Here is an 18,795-nt window from a genome sequence, read left to right as displayed (position 1 = left end):
GTGAGTACCCTTCCATGCCTCACGTAATCGCCCTCTTCAACATGTCTGGTGGGGTTGGAAAATCCACACTCACCATGAACCTTGGCTACCACTTAGCAGCCGACCACAAAAAACGGGTGCTGTTAATCGACATGGACCCCCAGGCGTCGCTCACTACGTTTATGGGTCTTACCCCATTCAATCTAGAAAACACGATTTACCATTCGCTCCTAAACAAAGGTGCTCTTCCTATCGAGAAAGACGTCCTCGGGTGTGACCTGGTCCCGGCCAACATATTCCTCTCCCAAGCAGAGCTAAAACTTTCCTCTGAGCTGCGGCGAGAATATAAGCTTGCCGACACCTTGGCGAAAGAAACCTCCGAGTACGATGTCATTCTCATTGATTGCCCCCCTTCTCTCGGGCTCCTCTCGGTCAATTGCCTGGTTGCTGCAAGCACGCTCCTTATCCCCATTCAGACCGAGTACAAGTCGGTTGAGGCGACCATCAACCTGCTCCAGACCACCTATGAGATAGCCCAAGAGGTAAACCCGAAACTAAAGGTCTTAGGCGCTATCCCCACCATGTACGATGAGCGCACCTCTCAGGCCAGACGAGCACTCGAAACCATTGAAGAGATGTTTTTAGGTCTTCAGAACAATCCAAGTTTTAAGGGCGCAGTGGTGTTTCCACCAATCCCGAGACGAACCGACTTTGCAAATGCGACCGCTGAACACGTGCCCCTTGCGCTGTATGCGCCTCGGCACCCAGCGTTAGAACCGCTCGAAGTCATTACCCGTGCAATGGTGAAAGGACTATGACGAAAAAATCAGGAAGTGGCTCGTTTGATCTCTCAGGAAGAGGCATCCTCACTGGCTTTACCTCAGGAGGAGGCTCACTAGCGCATGACACAATTTCCGAAGAGCAAGAGGAAGCCCAGCTCTCCCAAGGAAGTGATAACGCTGTGCAGTGGATTCCCCTTGGCTCAATTACTCCTGGGGCATTTCAGCCACGCCAGTTTTTCTCAGATGAGGGTATCGCAAACCTTGCCGCATCATTTAAGGAGCAAGGGTTTCGAGGCGCTATCAATGTGCGCCCAGGTCCAGATGGAACCACCTATGAGCTTATCGCTGGCGAGCGACGCTGGCGAGCGGCGAAAAAGGCAGGCTTAGAAAAGATCCGATGCATCGTTGATGATTACACCGACCAAGAAGCGCTCGAATTTGCCCTTATCGAAAACCTCCAGCGCGAAGACTTAAGTAAGCTCGAAGAGACTGAAGGGATTCTCCAGCTCATAAGCACAAAGCTTGAATGCTCTCAGGAAGCCGTTATCACGCTCATTCGGACCGAAGGCCACTCAGAGAAACGAAGCCGGAGCGACGTCGCTCCGGACGAGAATCTTGTCCAAATTGAGGAAATTCTAAGCTTCTTTGGCATTGAGCTTCAGACGTTCCGAACCAAGAACCTACGCACGCTAACGCTTCCAGATGAGGTAAAGAAGGCACACCTAGAACAGGGGCTGCCATATTCGTCGGCGTTAGAGCTCGCTAAGGTAAAAGATGCCGCTACCCGTCAGGCGCTTCTTAAAGAAGTAACGGAAGGGAAGCTCTCATTCCGAGAGGTGCGAGACCGAGTCAAAGCGGCGACAAGCAAACACACGGGTGCTGCCGCTGCTCCAGATAGTGACGGGGTAGGGGATGGCTCCCTTTTTGAGCGCCTCGATTCGGTCGCAAAACGAGCGAAGAAAGCAAAGCCATTCTTTGAAAAAGCCCAGAAACGGAAGCGGCTAGAACGGCTGTTAGGGGAGCTTGAGGCCTTATTGGAGGATTCCGGAGCGACGTAGCTCCGGATCAAAAAAGCTTGGGAGAACAACCTGTTATCTGTTCTGGAGCGCATCAATAAATGACTCCCCCCTATACCCCCTGGGGCTCATCTATCCATAGCACCGTTGTCTGCCGCAAACTCCGATACTCACCACCACCTAAAATGAGGTGATCGAGCACCGGCACGCCAATAATGTTTGCGCTTTGAAGAAGTTTTCTGGTCAGAGCCAAGTCCTCTGGGCTCGGTTCGAGGTTCCCGGAAGGGTGATTATGCGCGACGATTATCCGTGCTGCTCCAGCCTTGAGCGCAGCCTGAAAAATATCCCTCGGCTGTGCAAGGGTTTCTGTCTCAGTTCCCGTCGTGAGCACTTTCGTTGAGAGCAGATGATGCCGCACATTGAGGCACACCACAGCAAAATGCTCTCGGGTCTCCCACATCAGATACGGGGTAAGCGCGGCTACTGCAAGGGCTGGATCATCCACCACAGTTTTAGGAGAAGGTGCTCGGTGAAACACTCGTTTCCCAAGTTCAATTGCGGCGACAATGCTAGCCGCCTTCGCTGGCCCTACACCGGGAATGTGGAGCAGTTCCTCAAAGGTAATCTTTTGAAGCCGGTCGATATCACCATCAGCAGCATCGCTATTTTGAAGGAGACCAAGGATCGCATGCGCTATTTCAACGCTTGAGCGTCCCGCGAAGCCCTGATCGGGACCTACTACAAGCGAAAGCAGTTCCGCTGTCGAGAGCGCTTTAGGCCCTAGATAAACGAGACGATTACGGGGTCGATCACCCTCGACCATGTCTTTCACGCGAAGCGTGTACTCTGGCCTCGACAAATCTGCTGCCGAGTAGTGGGCTTCGTCGCTCGTATTAGGAGGACTCCAGCGTGAAAAATGCTCGAACGCTGGGGGAAGGGGAGTAGGGGGATCGAAAGAAACGAAGTCTGGAGTTTGCCCAGTCATTTATTCCCGGCCCCCCGTTTCGTTTTGCTCCTCGGGCGTCTCAAGCACAGCCTCAACAAGCCAGACGGTAAACTGCTCTCGCTCCCGCTGTGAAAACCGCTCAAGCTCCTGGAGCAAAACCTTAAACCGAAACCGTAACAAGAAATATCGCTGGTCTTCTTTCGGCACCTCACTGAGCACCTTGGTCACAAACGCTTCCAGCTGGCTATCAAGGACGACATCTCCTCCAATACTCTCTCCTCCTCCTGGTGCTTCTACATCAAAGAGAGAGAGCTGTTCTGCATTGTCGTCGGAGGAAACGGGAGAACCATGAGACTGGTGCACCATAGTGACTTATCAAAAGACGTGCCCATCCACCCGCAGTAGTAGCTTAGACCTCCGGACAGAAAGGACTATATCGCCTCAACGAACTACTCGCTCATTGCTCTATAACTGCCCTGGAAATAGCATGGAGCCTTAGCTAGCGCTAGGAAATTCTGTGCCTGGGATGAACATTTATGTCTCTTAGAGCCACCGACAGCGCGTGGCTAGCAGGTACTCTAAGCAAATTACTGTAGCTCTGCCTACACGGAGAGGCCATTGACTACAGCCAAAGCCTTTTCCTTCACGTCAGGTGGTAGCTTTCGCCAATCCATATCCGCCTCTGCTCCAAGAAGCGCCCATAAAAGATTTGTTGTCACTTTGCCTGGATGGCGGTCTCTTACCTGCACCCAGGCCGAAGCTGCACCGCCAACACGATTGAGGTCTTCTACCGTGTACACCTCAATCTCAGCGAGCCACTCGCGAGAAACCGGTCCAATATTTTTCATAAACGCGCGCGCTCTTGCAATTTCGGTTATTGGGCATTCTAGGGCAACGCCTATCACAATTGGAGAGATCTGGGCGATGATGCCAAGGGTATCTGCCGCCGCTAAACACAAACGTTAGCCAGCCAAATCGAGAGATGCATTCGAACCAAGATAGAGACCTCTTCGTCCCGACGGAACGCGAGTCATTCCTATCGCTTCTGTGGGATGATGTGCATGCGTGCAACGCGCAGTCTGACATCGTGACCTCTGCAGCGCAGAGGCGTCAGTACATCCGCGCGATGTTTGCGTGTATCGAAGGGGCTGTGTGGCTGTTCAAGCAGGAAGCGCTGGAGCAGCACAAGAATGATGCCTCAATTGTCTTTACCACTTCGGAGCTGAGCGTCCTGGCGGAGGTTGCTCCGAGCATAGATGGCCGGGGTGTTATCCAAGAACCTCCCGCGAACCTACGCTTCGTGCCGAACCTTCTCTTTGCATTCGGATGCCACGCAAGGGCTTTCGATTATGAACCAGTTCTACGCGTTAGCGACCACGAATGGGGCGACCTAAAGAGTTCGGTCATCGTCCGCAATCGGCTCATGCATCCAAAGCAACTGAGTTCGATGAACATTTCAGATGACGAGATACGGACCGCGCGAGCTGCGCTGAAGTGGTTTGGCCTGAACTGTTCTGCGGCGACGCTTGGGGTAAGTATGTGGTACGCGAAGAGAGCAATTCAAAAGATCGAGGATCCCGAAGAGGCCGCAGCCAAGTTGCAGATCATTTCAACCGCGGCGGAGAATCTTAAACGATTGGTTCTGGATAGCTGAGCAGTGTTGAGACACTTCCTCACCTAGCGTAGTCATGCCTTGGTAATGAAGATCCGGAATGGCACAGTTGTTTCACGTTCAATCCAGAAACGAGACGTTCGACCTAAAAAGGGGCCTTCGAAGGTGAATTGTGATCAACTGTGGTCATTTGTGAACCACAAGGACAACAATCCGTTTACATGCGCATTACCCCAATGCCTCTGAGCTATAGCCGCGCCCAACTCAGCAAGTATGCGCTCCCGTACAAAGTCAGCCGCAGCCCTAGCCGATTCGGCGAGCATGGTATTTGTGTTTAGGGTGAGCTTAAACAACAACGTTCAAACCCAGTTACCCGAGCGACTTACAGTAGAAGACGTCACCGAGGGAGGGAGGTTGGTAGCGGCCAATAGCTTATTGGTCTGATAGTCCTCGCACTAGAAGGTATCTAATGCTTCGCGGTGGAGCGCAGTCTTTGGCTCACCGAGTGTCGAGAGAATCGCATCAACAGCAGCAAGGTGTACACGCTCGGTAGTGAGGATAGGGGAGGATGTTGCACGTGAGGCAGCCTCTAACAACAACAGCGGAACAGCCATTCAACGAAAAGAACAATTCATGTCTCGCTCAATTTGGGGAAAGTAGTTCTTCTCCCAGTACGCTTCAAAATGCTGCTCTATGATTCGGCTCACCAGCTGCACCATGGGGCCGGTGTCTACAATACGCGCCACCTTCAAGAGCACCGCATTGTAGTTACTGATGGTGATGACGTTATAGGTTCGCTGAATATCGGTGCCTGACGGATTAAACGGCACCGGATCCAGCGGCGTCACCTCAAAGCCTGGTCGCTCCAAGGTATAGCGCCGCAGGTCATCCTCTGACTTATCGCGCAAGGTGCGGTAGTACTCCGCTTCATCCATCTGCCGCGCTGCCGCGTCGGCAATAGCTGCCCCTTGATAGAACGCATGGTGTTGGTGGAAAAACTCATGGAGACACTGCTGCACGAGCGATTTTTTTGCCCACCCTAATTGATCACAGGCAAGGTCAAACCGCTCCCACGTCGTCGCACTTGCGTAGATGTAGTTGAGCCGGACTTGACGAGCCATAAAATAAGGCAAAAAAGGCGAATTTTTCGGCGTGTAGCTTGGAATATCGGATCAAATTGTGCCACACCTGCACCACCAGGTCCTTGCGTATAAAAACAATCAACATACTGAATTTTTAGTTCAGTTAATTTCATTCAGAACAACTTGTGCTATCGTGGAACACATCACCCTGGTTCTATGGAACCGTCACGGAACCACAGAACCGGCCTTCCCATAAGACACACACGCTCTTTTTGATCGATCGATTGATGGAGTCTCTACCTCAGGAGGAGGAAGGGATGCCGATGACAACAACAACTTCCTCCCTCACCACAGCCCCTACCTATTCGTACAAGGAGCTTATCCGCACCCTCTCAAAGCGGCTGCGCCGCCGGATCACTAAAGGCACGCTCAGTCGGTGGATGGCGCTTGCGCTTATTCCACCGAACCCCACCGGAAAACCCCGGAAATACTCAGAACGCGATGTCCTAAAAATTTGGTTTATCGCTCGCGCGATCGAACAAGAACGGAACGCCACCCTCGCCCAAGAACGACTTATAGACTTTCTGGAGAATCACCCATGCCTCTAACTGCACAGGAAAAAGAGCTACTAAACGCCCAGCGCAAAACCACTCAATCCAAGAGAGGAAGCGGGTTTAGCAGCGGCAGCAACGACGACACGGCTCAACGCTCTGATCACCAGCCACCAGAGGAGGAGCCCGAAACTACTGATGAGCAGCAGCAACAGCAGCACCTCATGACAGCACTCGCAGCCCATAAGGATTTTGAGCACATTGCCCAGGCCCTGATGCGCTCCAGTGACGATCGGTTAAATGCCTTCGCAGGAGCGGTGGTGGAAAACCGCAAACGCCAAGTAGTTAGGTTCTGCGATTTCCTGGAGAAGGCCGAAGTAGGGCAACTTGACCTAGCCCTTATCGGAGCTGAACTTAAGCGCCGGAAGGAGCGGAAAGCAGCTGAAGCACCGACTGCTCCTCCTGGAGCCTTTGATATGAACTCACCTGGGTTTGGCATCAACCTTGATGATGTCATCGACTGCACCGCCCTCATCTCCGGCTTTTCAACCGCAAAAGCCATCGCTGGAGTGTGACAACCAAACCTTAAAAAAATTACTGCTGATAATCATCGTCCCTGCGCCCCTCAAAGAAAGCCATGCATTCATTGCAGGATGCTTCTTCTGCTGACACCATGATGCCTCTCTCCCTCTTCACACGGCCACAACAAACACGGCAGGCGACCTTTCACCTGCTTCGGTGGTACAGAAACTTAAGCCCCTTTGCCCGTCTCGCCCCCATTTCAGCGGTGCTTCTTCTTGCGGTAGTCGCGGTCACCGCCGTTACGGGCTACCGCGCTGAGAAGAAACTCGTTACCCCACCAGCGTTTGAGGCATACGACTTTGCCGCTGATGATCCGCTCGCTGTCGCCGAAAGGCTCGCATCGATGCGTACTGATGGGGAGTCTTCAGAAGAAGACTACGCCGTAGCCTTAAGTGAAGTGCTCGGCCACTACGATGCGTGGATCGCTAAGGAGACTGCGTCAGTCCTTGAATACCCCTTAAACCAAGAGTCCCTCAGACTGCTTGCAGCAGCGAAAGCAGAGGTACAAGAGGGACGTCTGGTAAATGTTGATCCTCTCGCCCAAATTGACCTTGAGTACTGCCGCGATATTTTAGAGCCCCACCAATGTGTGCTCCTGCGATACGCAGCAGAAGGCCTCCAGTGGGCTGCTGTCGGGTTTGCGGGGGGAAAGGACATGACCATCGCAGAAGGCTTAGGCAACGGCGTCTACGGCAATTGGCGTCCCCTTCCTGCCATCTACCAAATTCAGATGGGGCTTACACGCTACTACGCCGCTGTTCGTGCCATGTTTCCTCTTTCAGCGCAGCATGAAGACGCAACAGAGGTGCTCCAGGCGTTAGCCAACCTCCGAGAGGGTGTCTTAAGCGTCGAGTACTACCTCCCTGGCGCACAATCCCCAGTGCGAGTGCCTACAACGGCCATTCCTGAGACCACCCCCGCAGAGGTCATTCAGGAGGTGATGAAGTAATGAAGATCATCACTTCAAACACGCAAAAGATTCTAAGTAGCAGCCTGTTTGGCGGAGGAGCTTTAGCTGCCGTCCTCGGCATGACGCTTATGATCCAGAGCCCCAAGACGGTGGATGCTGCCACGGTGAGCGAGATTTATGGGCTCGGAGTCGAAAATGATGGGGCGGTGGTTACAGCCCACAGCAAGGCTGCACACGCCTTTGGTCTCATGGTTTCGGTGCTTGGCTGTGGCGGAATAGTAGGGGGGATGGCACTTGCTGAGCGCCACCCTACGTCCCTTGCTCCATCGGGCCTGCCCCTTTCAAGGGGAAAAAACACCCACCCAATTGCGATTGAGGATCTAAGCGAGAACACCTTAAGTGAGCTCGCCGATAACGTAGCCCAGCTCCTAGCAGCTGCCCCGTGGCTCAAAAAAATGATGGGAGCATTCGTCGTGCTGGTCATCGGTCCCTCAGGCTCAGGGAAAAGCACTATCGCCATGGCCATAGCCGTGCTGCGCGCCATCTACAAACGGGAAGAAGCCCCCATCATCATCGACCCTGATACCGATGCCAACATGATTCAAGGAACCTGGATCTTTGGCGACCTCTACGGCTCTACATCCAAAGGGGAGGGGATGAATGCTGTGCGCGAGAAAGTACTCGACACGATGGGACGTATCTATGAACCGTTTAGGACAGAAGCAGGCAAGCGCCGTCGCACCGTCATTATTGACGAGGTAGGGAAGTGGGAAACTGCCAACTATCCCGAGTTAAACGGGCTTTCAAACTCGCTTATCGGCTGGGCTAACCAAACAGCACGAAAGCAAGGCTGGGCTCCGATTCTCATCCTCCACGGCGAGGCCGCCGGAAACGCCGGTGGCAAGTCACTAAACACTGGGGTCTTCTCAGCGCTCAAAACCACAGCAGCGGTGATTCGCCTGGAAGGTACGACCGATGACGATGGTGAGCTCACCTGGGGCGAGAAAGCCACGTTCAAACAAGCAGGCACCGAATACACCGACGCGAACTTTCACCCTGTTGCACTGCCCGATACCGTGCGGCCTGGCGCACTGCGAAACCAGCTTGAAGAACTGATGCTCGCCTTGGGCTATACGCTAAATGACGATCACACAATTCGCCTTGACCAAGGCGAGCACATAGACCGACTAAAGAAGGAAATTGAGGGCAATTTTGATCGAGATGACTGGATCGATACGCTCAATCGCGCCTGGGTAGCACCTATTGAAGAGCAAGACATTCCCGACAGCGAAACGGTAGAACTTACCCCCGATTATGAGGTGCTTCACAACCACCCTATCACGGGTGATTTGTTTAGATATTGCCTCAAAAAATACGGGCTTCACGTCCCGATAGAAATTCGCAAAGTTCAGCAGAACTGGGGGAAAGATTATGACCGTCTCACCTCCAGCGAAATTCGTGAAATAGTCAATCAATTAGTTACTCATCACCTTGCCGTCTGGCTCGAACAGGGAAAACGTTTTGCCCTGAAATTCGCTCCCCCTGTTGGGTAGCCTGTTGGCCAGACTTCGTGTTGGATTGCTGGAAGAGCTGCCCTGTAAGGGACGCACTCTAGCTAGGTAGTAGCGGGATCCCCCTTGCCAACACACCTCCCCCACGCACCCAACAGGCTAACCCAACACACTAAGAGTCGTTTCTAAACAACAAAAAGAGGTGCCCATTATGTCCGACTCTGATAACACCAAAAAACATGAAGACGCTGCGAAAAAAGCAGCTGATTCAGCCGACCTGAAACGCAAAAAAGCTGAACTCACTAAGAGCTGGTCTGCCGGGCTTATCGGCATGGGGTTTTTATGGCCCTGGGAAGTTGTATCGAGGCCAAAGCGGTCACTCTTATTGCTCCTTGGATTCTTCGCATCTCTCGTGGCTATGGGGTCACTATTTATTGCCGCAAAAGCAGCACTTTTTGCAGAAGGGGGCGATGTCACACCCTCCTTAAGCACGCTTCTTGACCCATCCGATTTCGGGGCGGCAGTTGGTACCGCTACTCGAAATACCGTCGAAGATGCAACGACACTGCTTATCGGTAAAGACGGCGAAGAGCGCCCGATCACCCAACTTGATGGGGAGTAGCACCATGCACACCTCTGCTCGCGGACTCATTATTGCAGGGTTCTGGATTGCCCTTGTGCTTGAACTTCTCCACCCAGGAGAGCACCGATTTTTCCTCGTGCATGATGGCAACCACTTTTTGCAAATCACCTTTGCTGGAGAAGAAAGAGGTGGAGGAGGTGAGGGGGGTAAATGAAGGTAGGCTCTCTTCTTTTCAACACGCTCAATACCGCATCGAGTGAACTGTTTCTCTGGTCGCTTACAGCAATTATCTGTGCGCCACCGGCGATCGTACTCTTTCACTCAGGTGTAAACGCCTTTGCCCATAAGCTCGTTCGGGAAGGGCTCTCACTCTCAACACCAGGGCTCCAGATACTCGGGCACGACATTATCCCAAGCTATTCACTCTTTCGATTTATTGGCCCTCGCGGAGGTAAGTCCCATGTCTATTCCGGTTTGGATCAGGCCCCCGTAGAGAAGGGCGAGACGTTCACCCTCTTAGATGGCACCGTTGTTGAGGTTTCTTCTGGGTACGGATGGAGAGGCGATATCGGCATCGCAGGAGCAAGTAAAGACCACAAAGGAGTGGACCTTGCAACATCCATGAACACCCCGCTCTACGCCCCTCTTGATGGGGTAAAAGTGCAGTGCTGGTGGGATAGCGGCGGTGGTGGACAAGTTGCCGATATCTGGATAGGGCCTGAACTCTACCAGGCACTCCACCTTGCTGAGTGTTACCCCGGTACAAAAGCCAAAGGCGAGGTCCTGGCTCACACCGGTGATTCAGGTATCGGCGCAGCACATCTCCACTGGCAGCAGCAGGTGCATGGCACCAAGGTTCACCCCAAGCGCGGCATGCTCCAGGCTGTCTTAAACCCCACGCTAATGCCGGAGTATCACAACTATGCTGGCAGCCCCTCGCTTGAAGACAGGATGATTACTTGTGTCATTGGCTACATCGAGGGTGCTGCAACAAAGGATTGTGAGAAGACCAATGCTTACTGGGGGCACCGAGACTCAAACCGACATAACCACGGCTTCTTTAGCTCAACAAACGGCTACCCCAGTCCTGAAGCCGCAGATAGCGCTGAGCTCGCCAAGCTCAAAGGAGTAACCCCGCACATTCAGGAAAAGGCAAAGGAGGTGTTAGGAGGCGAACTCTCCAACGCGGCACTTCTAATGGCCCTTGACCTAAAAAACCAGTCCCCCGATGCAGCGAACCGGCTTTTCAAATACCTACCAAGCCCTGACCCAACTCCAGAGGAGATCATAAATGCCCGTACAGCCGCGCTCACTGAAAGCCGTAGAGAGATTGGCACTGGAGGAAGTCCTAATCTAAATGTTGCAGCAGACCAGACGCGACGGGTTACCCAGGGCCTCGATGCTATGAACCATCTTCAAAAACTAAGACAGGAGAATCGAGACAAATGATGAGACTACACCTAAGACCGCTAAGCCTCACTCTTAAGAAGAAACGATGATGCTCAGAAAGGGAATTTCCACCGGACGAATCTATCCATTTATCAGTGTGTAGCAATAGTCCGGACATTTTTCGAGGCCAGCGCTCAAAACCCTTGGTTTCTGGTTGGCTAAGCTACTGGGAAAGGTCTGAAACCCGTATTCCACCGCTGGCTGTCAAAACCTGTCCGGAGTGTTGGTATAGACAACTTGGAGTAGTGCAGTTGATCCGTTTTCAAAATAGATGTGTATGATTGATCGCAATTGCTCAACGTTTTGTTCCCAACTGCCATGAGCTATAGCGTGCCACGGAATCCAGACGGTCGTCGTCCCAGCTATGAGGCTAAAAAGTCTCGGGTGAACTTGTCTCTTACTGAGGTAAGTATTGACGGGCTCGATATTCTCGCAAGGACATTTAACCTTTCGCGAAGCGAGTTCGTTGAGCGCATTGGCCGGGGACTGATACCCATCGCTATAACTCCACAGATGCTCTCTGTGCAGGTAGACGAACGAAACGACGATGCAGTTGCTGTATAGCGAGTGAAAGGAGAACCCTAGCTGACAAAAAACATCTACCCACCAACAAAACTAAAGACCCAGCTGCGCTAACAGCCAGGCCTTTAAAAATAAACCAATCGAACTTGGGATTAACAGATGCGTTCACCGATGCTTTGGCCGGCAATGTGAACTCATCACAGAGTTACTGTGTCTATATATTACCCCAGGATCCCCGAATTGCACACTTTTTCGGTGGATCCATAAGGTTTGTAGTAGTAGTAGCACGCTCGTTGTCCCAAGTGCCTTTTAACAGGCGAGGAGGAGCACACACAACGGGCGTGTCATTTTGCATGAAACCGATTTAAGCTCCACGACGCGCACCCCATCTACTGCTGCTGCTACGGCTGCTCCTCGTCCCCTGCACACCAACTTGGGACGATCCACCAGTGAAACAAAAAGCGCCTCGGGCGCTGTTCTCCTTCTCCGTAGAGGAGACAGACGACCCATATCTAAAACTTTGGCCCCACCGGTTCGACTACATTTGGGCCGAGCACACAGAGCCTAACGAGAAACCATCCTGGCAAACTGAATCGAGGCACCCACTGAGCGACAGGCTTATCCTGCAAGGCAGAGCTCTTTACGGCGTTCGCTTTGGCTCAACAACTAAATATGTCCTTCTCGACATTGATAGAGGAAGTCGGTATCACCCGACATCTGACCCACTAGCCCTGCGTCGCATACAAGATGCGCTCGAACCGTTGGGGCTCCCGTCATGCATCACGATCACGTCAAGCTATAGTGATGGCCTCCATCTCTACTTTCCCTTTGAGGAAGCGCAAAAAAGTTGGGAGATAGCACTATGCGTCACAACCGTGCTCCAGAATGTCGGGATGAAGTGCTCGCCTGGCCAGCTTGAAGTATTTCCTAACCCAAGAGCTTACGTGCCCTTAGAAAGTGGCGAGATGCCGCTCTACAGCGCCCACCGGCTCCCGCTCCAGGCAGCAGGCTCATGTATCCTTAGCAACGGTGACCTTGAACCCATCTGCATTTCACGTGAGCGGTTCACCGAGATGTGGCACTTGGCAAGTAGCCATAACACGATTGATTCGGTGCTGCTGAAGCAGACGTTAAAGAAGGCACGCCGACGCGAATACCGAGTTACCACCAAAGCTGAGAAATTTATCAACGACCTTAATGCGGAGATCGAGCCCGGCTGGACTGGCCCAGGGATGACGAATCGGATCCTCGGCAAAATCACAATGCGAAGCTATATCTTCGGCCACGTCCTCTACGCACAAACCCCGCTTGAGGGAATCGCGCTCGCCGAAGACATCATTAAAACTGCCCGTGAGTTACCAGGATTCCATGATTGGAGTAACCACGTGCATGAACTCGAAGCGCGCGCGACTGCATGGGCAAGAGCAATTGAACAAAGCCACTACTACCACTACGGAGTGAACAAAGCCCCAAAAGCAGCAACCAATAACGACGACGACAACACCCCCTCACACAACGAGACAAAGGCCCAGGAAGCCAGAGAGAAAATACGACTAGCCATTGCAGCACTTCTCAATGAAGGCCAGCTCCCCATCACCGTGCGAGAGCGATTTATCCTGCTGACCACAAGATTCTCGATAGGAGGCCCCACACTCTACAAAAACAAAGACCTGTGGCACCCCCAGCACCTGCATGACAAGGCATCTGTGGAAATCCCCCCAGACCCCCCAAGCATAAAAGAGTCTCCCTCGGAGCCCGAGCGCTTTAGGGCGCACGAGCCCGAGAGTCGCCCAAACTTATTGGAGGATGTTGGGTGTAACAGCCTATCTGACAGGGCTTTGACCTCCATTGATAAAGAGCAAAATAGCTCTCTGGTGTGTAATAACGTGGCGGCTACCCAGCTATCGCTCTTTCAACTCGCGGCTGCCCAAGAAGAGCAGTATCGAAAGCGTTCCCTCAACGAGCAGGCCAAACGGCAGCAGGCTGAGCAGCAGAAGGCTAGACAAACGGTTGTCGAGCGCATGAGGGGCTATTTAGCCTCTGGTGACCCTGTGCTTATGAGTGAGGCGCTTAACTGGGTTCGGGATAACCCTGGGCACCTCGACCTGGTGCTGTAGAGGGAGGCACCAGACTATCGAGCGGTGGCTGAGAATCTGTGGGGCCGACGCGGTAAGGCTCATATTTCCCTTTTTTGGGGCTCGCCATGCTCATACGGGCGACCATCCGAATTATGTGACCATCCACCCAATTCGTGGATCCCGATACACTGCGCCCGGCCCTGAGCCGAGGAGATGCAACTTGCATTTTAGCGGAAGAGATGAGGTGGCCTTTTATGTAGCCTAGGACACCTTTTTAACTTGAAAGTAGGCTGAGATTTAAAACCTCATAAAAGTTAGGTGAAAGCATCCGGAAAATCACCTAACTTACATGGATTAAAAAAATAATCGCGTTATTCTCGTATTGCTAGTGTCTTGGCATAACCTGCGAATAATTAGACTGAATTTTTTTACTGTTTCTACTTTTGTAATTATTTCGTGGAGCACTGAAAGTCATGAAATTCTCAGGGCTAAATAACGATTACGTTACCTTACTTCGCCTCTCAAAGACCTCACCTTCAAATTTAATTTCAAAAGTATTTTGGATATTCTTTTGCATTGTTTTTTCGGCAATTTTATCCCTGCCTAAGGGAGCGGCTTTGTCTCAGGTCAGACATTCTGATTACACTCAATCCTCAGGACAATCTAGAGATAACTTTTTTCAGGATGAAAGATGGAGGATTGTTGGAAGCAACCATACATATGTACATGACATCATAGTCGGAAAAGAAATTCACTACTGGGATAGCAGTTTTATCAGGACTTCTCAGGGAGAAGATTCACTGTACATCATTTATAGAACCGGACACCTTGAATTTAGACCATTCAGTTGGGAGCGTGCGGAAGCTTTTGGTTATTGGGTCAACCCTGCTTACTTATTGGAAGATATTAATTTTTCGAGTCCCATCACTCTGCACGCAGCGGATGGGCGAATAGCGTGGAATGTAATTCAATGCAATTCAAGCCAAGTACGTGAAGGAGGATTACAAGATGTCCGCTTTTATTCTCCTACTCATAGACTATCAGGAGGACTGAGGTGGCTGAATCTAAGGGGCTTAGCATTTGAAACAGAGTTCGATGTGTCACCACCTAATTTTCCATCTGTGGCTGCCAGAGATTGGTACAACAATAATAGAACTAGACTGATGTCTGTAGGTGACCCCATATCGCTTCCAGACAGAAGCTGGAACAATATAGAGGTAAATACTCTTGCTCATTCCATTTATCAGAGCCACTGCAAATGATTCAAGTTTAAGGAATGCTATTCCTATTCTAAAATGAAGTGCATCACCTAGAAGCTTCGCGTAGAGGGCTCATAGAGTAATCTGGCATTTACAAGGGGAACGTGTTTTGAGACATTGGGTCAGTTACGGCAACAACTACGGGATAGAAGTAAAACAGCAGCCGACCGGGCCGGGGTAAGTCATCTGGGGCTTGAGCGCTTTGGAGCGCACGCCCCATAAGCCGCTCAAACTCATTGAAAAAGAAAGAGCATAACTCCCTATTTGATAACGCTTTTTCTCCACAGGCCAAAAGCAAGATGACTTTTTCCTATGTAATAACGTGGTAGCTGCCCACTTACAGCTACCTAAAAGATTGGCTTTGTCTCAAAACAGATATTCTCAATCCTCGGGACAATCTAGGGATAAATTTATTCTGAACGAAAATTGAAAAGCTGACGATTGTAAGACCATCAGTATTTCATCAGAACTCCAATAAATAATTCTACAATTATTAAGGTATTTTGCTTGAAGGAGCCGTTATTCACACTCAAAAATTTACTAATATTTCACTAGTTTGGGTTCAAGATGTTTTTGCGCCAATTTCATTGAGAGTAACGCTATGCTTGTTGTTAACAAGTAGTGCCTGCTCTCCGAATACTTCAAATATTAATGTCGGCATTAAGGAGCAGAAATGTGTAAAAAACTCTCATCACAAGGCCATAATCGGTTGGGTTAGATCTAGAGATCAATCTGAATGGGGGGAGTACTTCAATAAATTTTCTTATAAATTACTTTCTTTAAAATTAAATGAGGATGGTCTTTGTGACCTGATAGTTACAACTCACTCAAGTTTGACATGCGGTTCTCATGGGTGCGCCACAGATATTTTCCTGTCGAAATTGGACGGGACGTTTACTCATCTTGAATCAAGCATCATCACTCATGACGTCCGTGCGTTGGACACTTACACACAAGGAATGAGAGATCTCGCAACAGATTCAGGGGAAGTCTGGATATGGGACGGAACTGCTTACCAATAAAGTCTTAAAAGAGGTTGACTATGACTGAGCGTAATTATCAAAGTTTAATTGATGCAATCGGTTTTCGAGAATCATCCAATAATTATAAAGCCGAAAACAGAGCAGGCTTTATCGGTAGATATCAATTTGGGGAACCAGCTCTCATTGATGCCAAATATTACTTTTCCGACGGCACTAGCAATAATGACTGGAAGGGTGCTTGGACTGGTAAAAATGGTGCTACTAGCAAACAAGTATTTCTTGATTCACCGATTATACAGGACCTCGCTTTTCGTGATTGGCTTAACGTTCTAAACGGATATCTAAATAGTTTCGATTTAAAAAAGTTCGATGGCCAGAATTTTAACGGCATCGAGATATCAATATCTGGCATGTTGGGAGGAGCACACCTAGTAGGGATCGGTGGGCTTCGAAACTATCTAAATTCTGGTGGCGATTTTATTCCAAAAGATGGGAATAGAACACCTATTACCGAATACCTTAAACTATTTCATGATTACGAAACTCCATTCAGCAAAACTCGGGCATCAAGTGAAATAATTAGTGGTGGTGAGGGCAATGATAAGCTAAATGGCTTAGGTGGAGATGATACCTTAAACGGAAAGGCGGGAAGCGATGAACTAACAGGTGGTCAAGGAAATGATAGTCTTGATGGAGGTGATGGAAATGATAAAGCTCTTTTTTCCGACGTTTTCAGTAATTACAAAATTCAGCTTGGAGCAGATAATAAAACTGTTATAGTTGAACACAAGAATAGTGGCGAAGATGGAACTGATAAACTGACTAATGTCGAGGTAGGCATTTTCAAGGATATTCAGGTATCCTTGAAGGGTCTTGACCTTGTGTTTGTTATCGATGCTACGGGGAGCATGGCTGACGACATTGGTGCCATTAAAGTTCGAGTCAATCAACTTATAGATAATCTCACGGAATCTACTCCTCTTCTCCGTTTTGCACTCGTAACCTACGAAGATCCGGGGGAAACTACAACTAATCTGGCTTTCACAACTGATGCTGATGCTATTAAAGCTGGTATTAACAGCATTTCTATCGGTGATGGAGGAGATTATCCAGAGGGTGTTAATTCTGCTCTTCTTCATGCAATTAGAGCAGAAAAGAACATGGGGCAATGGCGTCCAGAACCAACTACACGAAAGATTATTCTAATCGGTGACGCCCCATCTAAAGATGTCGAATTACGTAGTACTGTAATCTTAGAGTCTCAAAGGAACGCTATTCAGATTGAGCAAAATTTAAGCTTTGGCTTTTCTGCCTTTAGCGCACGCTCAATCCCTACTATATCACCTCCAAATTTTGTTCCTGCTACTCCCATCAATATATCGTCGATAGCCATAGGAGATGACCCAGAAACAATAGAAGATTTCAAGGAAATAGCAGAAGCTACTGGTGGCAAAGCTTACAGAGTAAATAACTCAACAGATCTAGTGTCTGTTTTATTAAAGGCTATTAGTGAGACCACAAGACCACCAATAGCAATTAGTGACATGTTGACTACTACTGAGCAGACAATTGCCTCTGTAAACCTACTTTCTAATGACATTGATCCGAAGGGCGGTTTACTAAGCTTGAACTCAATCAATGGCATAAAGGTTGTTGAAGGGACTGAGCTTTTACTCGCATCTGGTGCATCAGTCTTAGTTGGTCCCAGAGGCTTGATTAACTACAACCCAAACAATAGTTTTAATTTTCTCGAATTTGGTGATGAAGCTTCTGACACCCTAACGTATACCGTAATTGATGAGAATGGGCTCTCTGACAGTTCTACGGTTAATATAAATATTTTAGGATCAGATGAAAGAACTCTAGAAGTTATCAGCAATCAAAGCACACAAAATGCCCTTATCTTAAATCGTTCAGCTGCATTTATTTTCTCATTTGAGGATGCGAAAACCAAGGATTCTCAAGACTTGATCGCCTATCTAAATGATGGCTCAGAAATCAAAATTCTATCTACAATTGGTAATAGTGCTGGATTGCCACCTGAGTTAAAGTTAAGCGATTTGTTGAGAAATGGTAGTTTGCCCGAGGGAAAAATCACGTTTGCTTTGAAGGCGTCTGATGGATCTTTACGGGCGGTATTACTTAGTGACATCAATCAATCTAGCTTTAAGATATATTCTGATGAGATCGCGGTAAGCGTTACCTTGGCTGATACATCTAATTCATCATTAGTAGAAAGTTATTCAGTTAGCGGCCTCCTGGTAGATGGTTTGAAGACTAATGCACTAAAGGATCTTGATGGAGATGGAGCTATCAATATTAAGATGACGCTTTTCAGAGAAGCACAGAAGGACAACCTTATTGGCTTCTATCTAGTTGATACAGCAACCAGCGAGGTTGTAGATCCTTTTACTGGTCAGATCATCTTTGAGTCAACTGTCGACAATAGAAATGCTCACTTAAAAGCTGCATTAGAGTTTGCTGTATTCGAGTCAATTTCACCTAAAAATAAGACAAGTCTGAGATTGGAGAAAACATTTGATGTAGGAAGTTTAAATGGGGAATTCATTCTTGTACCGTTTTTAATCAGCGGCGGGGAGAAAGCGAATGCTGACTTTTCTAACGTATACTCAGCTTTTCAAAGTCTAAATCTTGACAATTCTAAGCATATCAAAACGTTGGGGAATAACGCTTTCGGGTTCGAGGATACTGCTGGTGGTGGAGATAACGACTTTGATGATATTGTTGTTCGAATTGATGCGATTGCTTAAGGTCCAAAATTAACAACTAGTGCAGTCATTCAGACCAACATTCCGGACAGAAAATCGCCCTGAATATTGCCTGTAAGCCAGAGCCTATGTTGCCCAAAGTATTTAAATCAATGTCAACCTATAAGCCAACCTTGATTCAAATGGGCAATGGCTAGGGGGCGAGGTTGCCCCGATCCCCG

Annotated in this window: 17 protein-coding genes; 13 read left to right on the top strand and 4 right to left on the bottom strand. The window is 49.5% G+C overall.

The features are described 5' to 3' along the window. Nucleotides 1–14: 14 nt before the first annotated feature. Both IQ273_RS02400 and IQ273_RS02395 read left to right on the top strand, forming a co-directional pair. Nucleotides 15–797 carry a ParA family protein gene (locus IQ273_RS02400; RefSeq protein WP_194021584.1) on the top strand — a complete coding sequence of 261 codons (783 nt, stop codon included), beginning with the start codon at nucleotides 15–17 and terminating at the stop codon, nucleotides 795–797. After that, the gene (locus IQ273_RS02395) at nucleotides 794–1,819 is read left to right on the top strand and encodes a ParB/RepB/Spo0J family partition protein (RefSeq protein WP_194021583.1); all 1,026 of its coding nucleotides are present in this window, start codon (nucleotides 794–796) and stop codon (nucleotides 1,817–1,819) included. The genes IQ273_RS02400 and IQ273_RS02395 overlap by 4 nt, the downstream gene beginning before the upstream one ends. A 70-nt stretch (nucleotides 1,820–1,889) precedes the next feature. Here the strand turns inward: IQ273_RS02395 and radC are convergent, their stop codons facing one another. The 3 genes from radC to IQ273_RS02380 all read right to left on the bottom strand — a co-directional run bounded on the left by radC (nucleotide 1,890) and on the right by IQ273_RS02380 (nucleotide 3,571). Further along, the gene (gene radC, locus IQ273_RS02390) at nucleotides 1,890–2,600 is read right to left on the bottom strand and encodes a DNA repair protein RadC (RefSeq protein WP_194021592.1); all 711 of its coding nucleotides are present in this window, start codon (nucleotides 2,598–2,600) and stop codon (nucleotides 1,890–1,892) included. Between the two features lie 162 nt (nucleotides 2,601–2,762). Next, nucleotides 2,763–3,089: a hypothetical protein gene (locus tag IQ273_RS02385; RefSeq protein WP_194021582.1), complete on the bottom strand. Its 327-nt coding sequence runs from the start codon at nucleotides 3,087–3,089 to the stop codon at nucleotides 2,763–2,765. Nucleotides 3,090–3,325: 236 nt separating this feature from the next. After that, nucleotides 3,326–3,571, bottom strand: a complete 246-nt coding sequence (locus tag IQ273_RS02380; protein ID WP_194021581.1) for a TfoX/Sxy family DNA transformation protein — start codon at nucleotides 3,569–3,571, stop codon at nucleotides 3,326–3,328. A 239-nt stretch (nucleotides 3,572–3,810) separates the two neighbouring features. Here IQ273_RS02380 and IQ273_RS02375 point away from each other — a divergent pair, with 239 nt between their 5' ends. Further along, nucleotides 3,811–4,377: a hypothetical protein gene (locus tag IQ273_RS02375; RefSeq protein WP_228052235.1), complete on the top strand. Its 567-nt coding sequence runs from the start codon at nucleotides 3,811–3,813 to the stop codon at nucleotides 4,375–4,377. A gap of 572 nt (nucleotides 4,378–4,949) precedes the next feature. On the opposite strand, the gene IQ273_RS02370 is transcribed toward IQ273_RS02375, so the two are convergent. Next, nucleotides 4,950–5,456 (bottom strand): hypothetical protein, encoded by a 507-nt coding sequence (locus tag IQ273_RS02370; RefSeq protein ID WP_194021579.1) that lies wholly within the window; start codon nucleotides 5,454–5,456, stop codon nucleotides 4,950–4,952. A gap of 284 nt (nucleotides 5,457–5,740) precedes the next feature. On the opposite strand from IQ273_RS02370, the gene IQ273_RS02365 reads away from it, so the two are divergent. The 10 genes from IQ273_RS02365 (at nucleotide 5,741) to IQ273_RS02320 (ending at nucleotide 18,616) form a co-directional block, all read left to right on the top strand. Beyond that, entirely contained in the window at nucleotides 5,741–6,025 is a 285-nt protein-coding gene (locus IQ273_RS02365) for a hypothetical protein (protein WP_194021578.1), read from the top strand. Further along, on the top strand, nucleotides 6,016–6,543 hold the full coding sequence (locus IQ273_RS02360; protein WP_194021577.1) for a hypothetical protein: 528 nt from the start codon (nucleotides 6,016–6,018) through the stop codon (nucleotides 6,541–6,543). Before IQ273_RS02365 ends, IQ273_RS02360 begins: the two co-directional genes overlap by 10 nt. A gap of 212 nt (nucleotides 6,544–6,755) precedes the next feature. After that, nucleotides 6,756–7,499, top strand: coding sequence for a hypothetical protein (locus IQ273_RS02355; protein WP_194021576.1), 744 nt, complete (start codon nucleotides 6,756–6,758; stop codon nucleotides 7,497–7,499). Next, on the top strand, nucleotides 7,499–9,013 hold the full coding sequence (locus IQ273_RS02350; protein WP_194021575.1) for an ATP-binding protein: 1,515 nt from the start codon (nucleotides 7,499–7,501) through the stop codon (nucleotides 9,011–9,013). Before IQ273_RS02355 ends, IQ273_RS02350 begins: the two co-directional genes overlap by 1 nt. A gap of 169 nt (nucleotides 9,014–9,182) precedes the next feature. Then, nucleotides 9,183–9,593, top strand: a complete 411-nt coding sequence (locus IQ273_RS02345) for a hypothetical protein (RefSeq protein ID WP_194021574.1) — start codon at nucleotides 9,183–9,185, stop codon at nucleotides 9,591–9,593. Between the two features lie 4 nt (nucleotides 9,594–9,597). Continuing rightward, a complete protein-coding gene (locus IQ273_RS02340; protein WP_194021573.1) occupies nucleotides 9,598–9,768 on the top strand; it encodes a hypothetical protein in 171 nt (56 codons plus the stop codon). Further along, on the top strand, nucleotides 9,765–11,003 hold the full coding sequence (locus IQ273_RS02335) for a M23 family metallopeptidase (protein WP_194021572.1): 1,239 nt from the start codon (nucleotides 9,765–9,767) through the stop codon (nucleotides 11,001–11,003). Before IQ273_RS02340 ends, IQ273_RS02335 begins: the two co-directional genes overlap by 4 nt. 1,397 nt (nucleotides 11,004–12,400) lie before the next feature. Continuing rightward, nucleotides 12,401–13,642: a hypothetical protein gene (locus IQ273_RS02330; RefSeq protein ID WP_228052234.1), complete on the top strand. Its 1,242-nt coding sequence runs from the start codon at nucleotides 12,401–12,403 to the stop codon at nucleotides 13,640–13,642. A gap of 434 nt (nucleotides 13,643–14,076) precedes the next feature. Then, nucleotides 14,077–14,865, top strand: a complete 789-nt coding sequence (locus IQ273_RS02325) for a hypothetical protein (protein ID WP_194021570.1) — start codon at nucleotides 14,077–14,079, stop codon at nucleotides 14,863–14,865. Nucleotides 14,866–15,904: 1,039 nt separating this feature from the next. Beyond that, entirely contained in the window at nucleotides 15,905–18,616 is a 2,712-nt protein-coding gene (locus IQ273_RS02320) for an Ig-like domain-containing protein (RefSeq protein WP_194021569.1), read from the top strand. Nucleotides 18,617–18,795: the final 179 nt, after the last annotated feature.

Source organism: Nodosilinea sp. LEGE 07298 (assembly GCF_015207265.1).
In the GTDB taxonomy this organism is placed as follows: domain Bacteria; phylum Cyanobacteriota; class Cyanobacteriia; order Phormidesmidales; family Phormidesmidaceae; genus Nodosilinea.
This window is presented reverse-complemented; position numbering and strand designations above follow the sequence as displayed.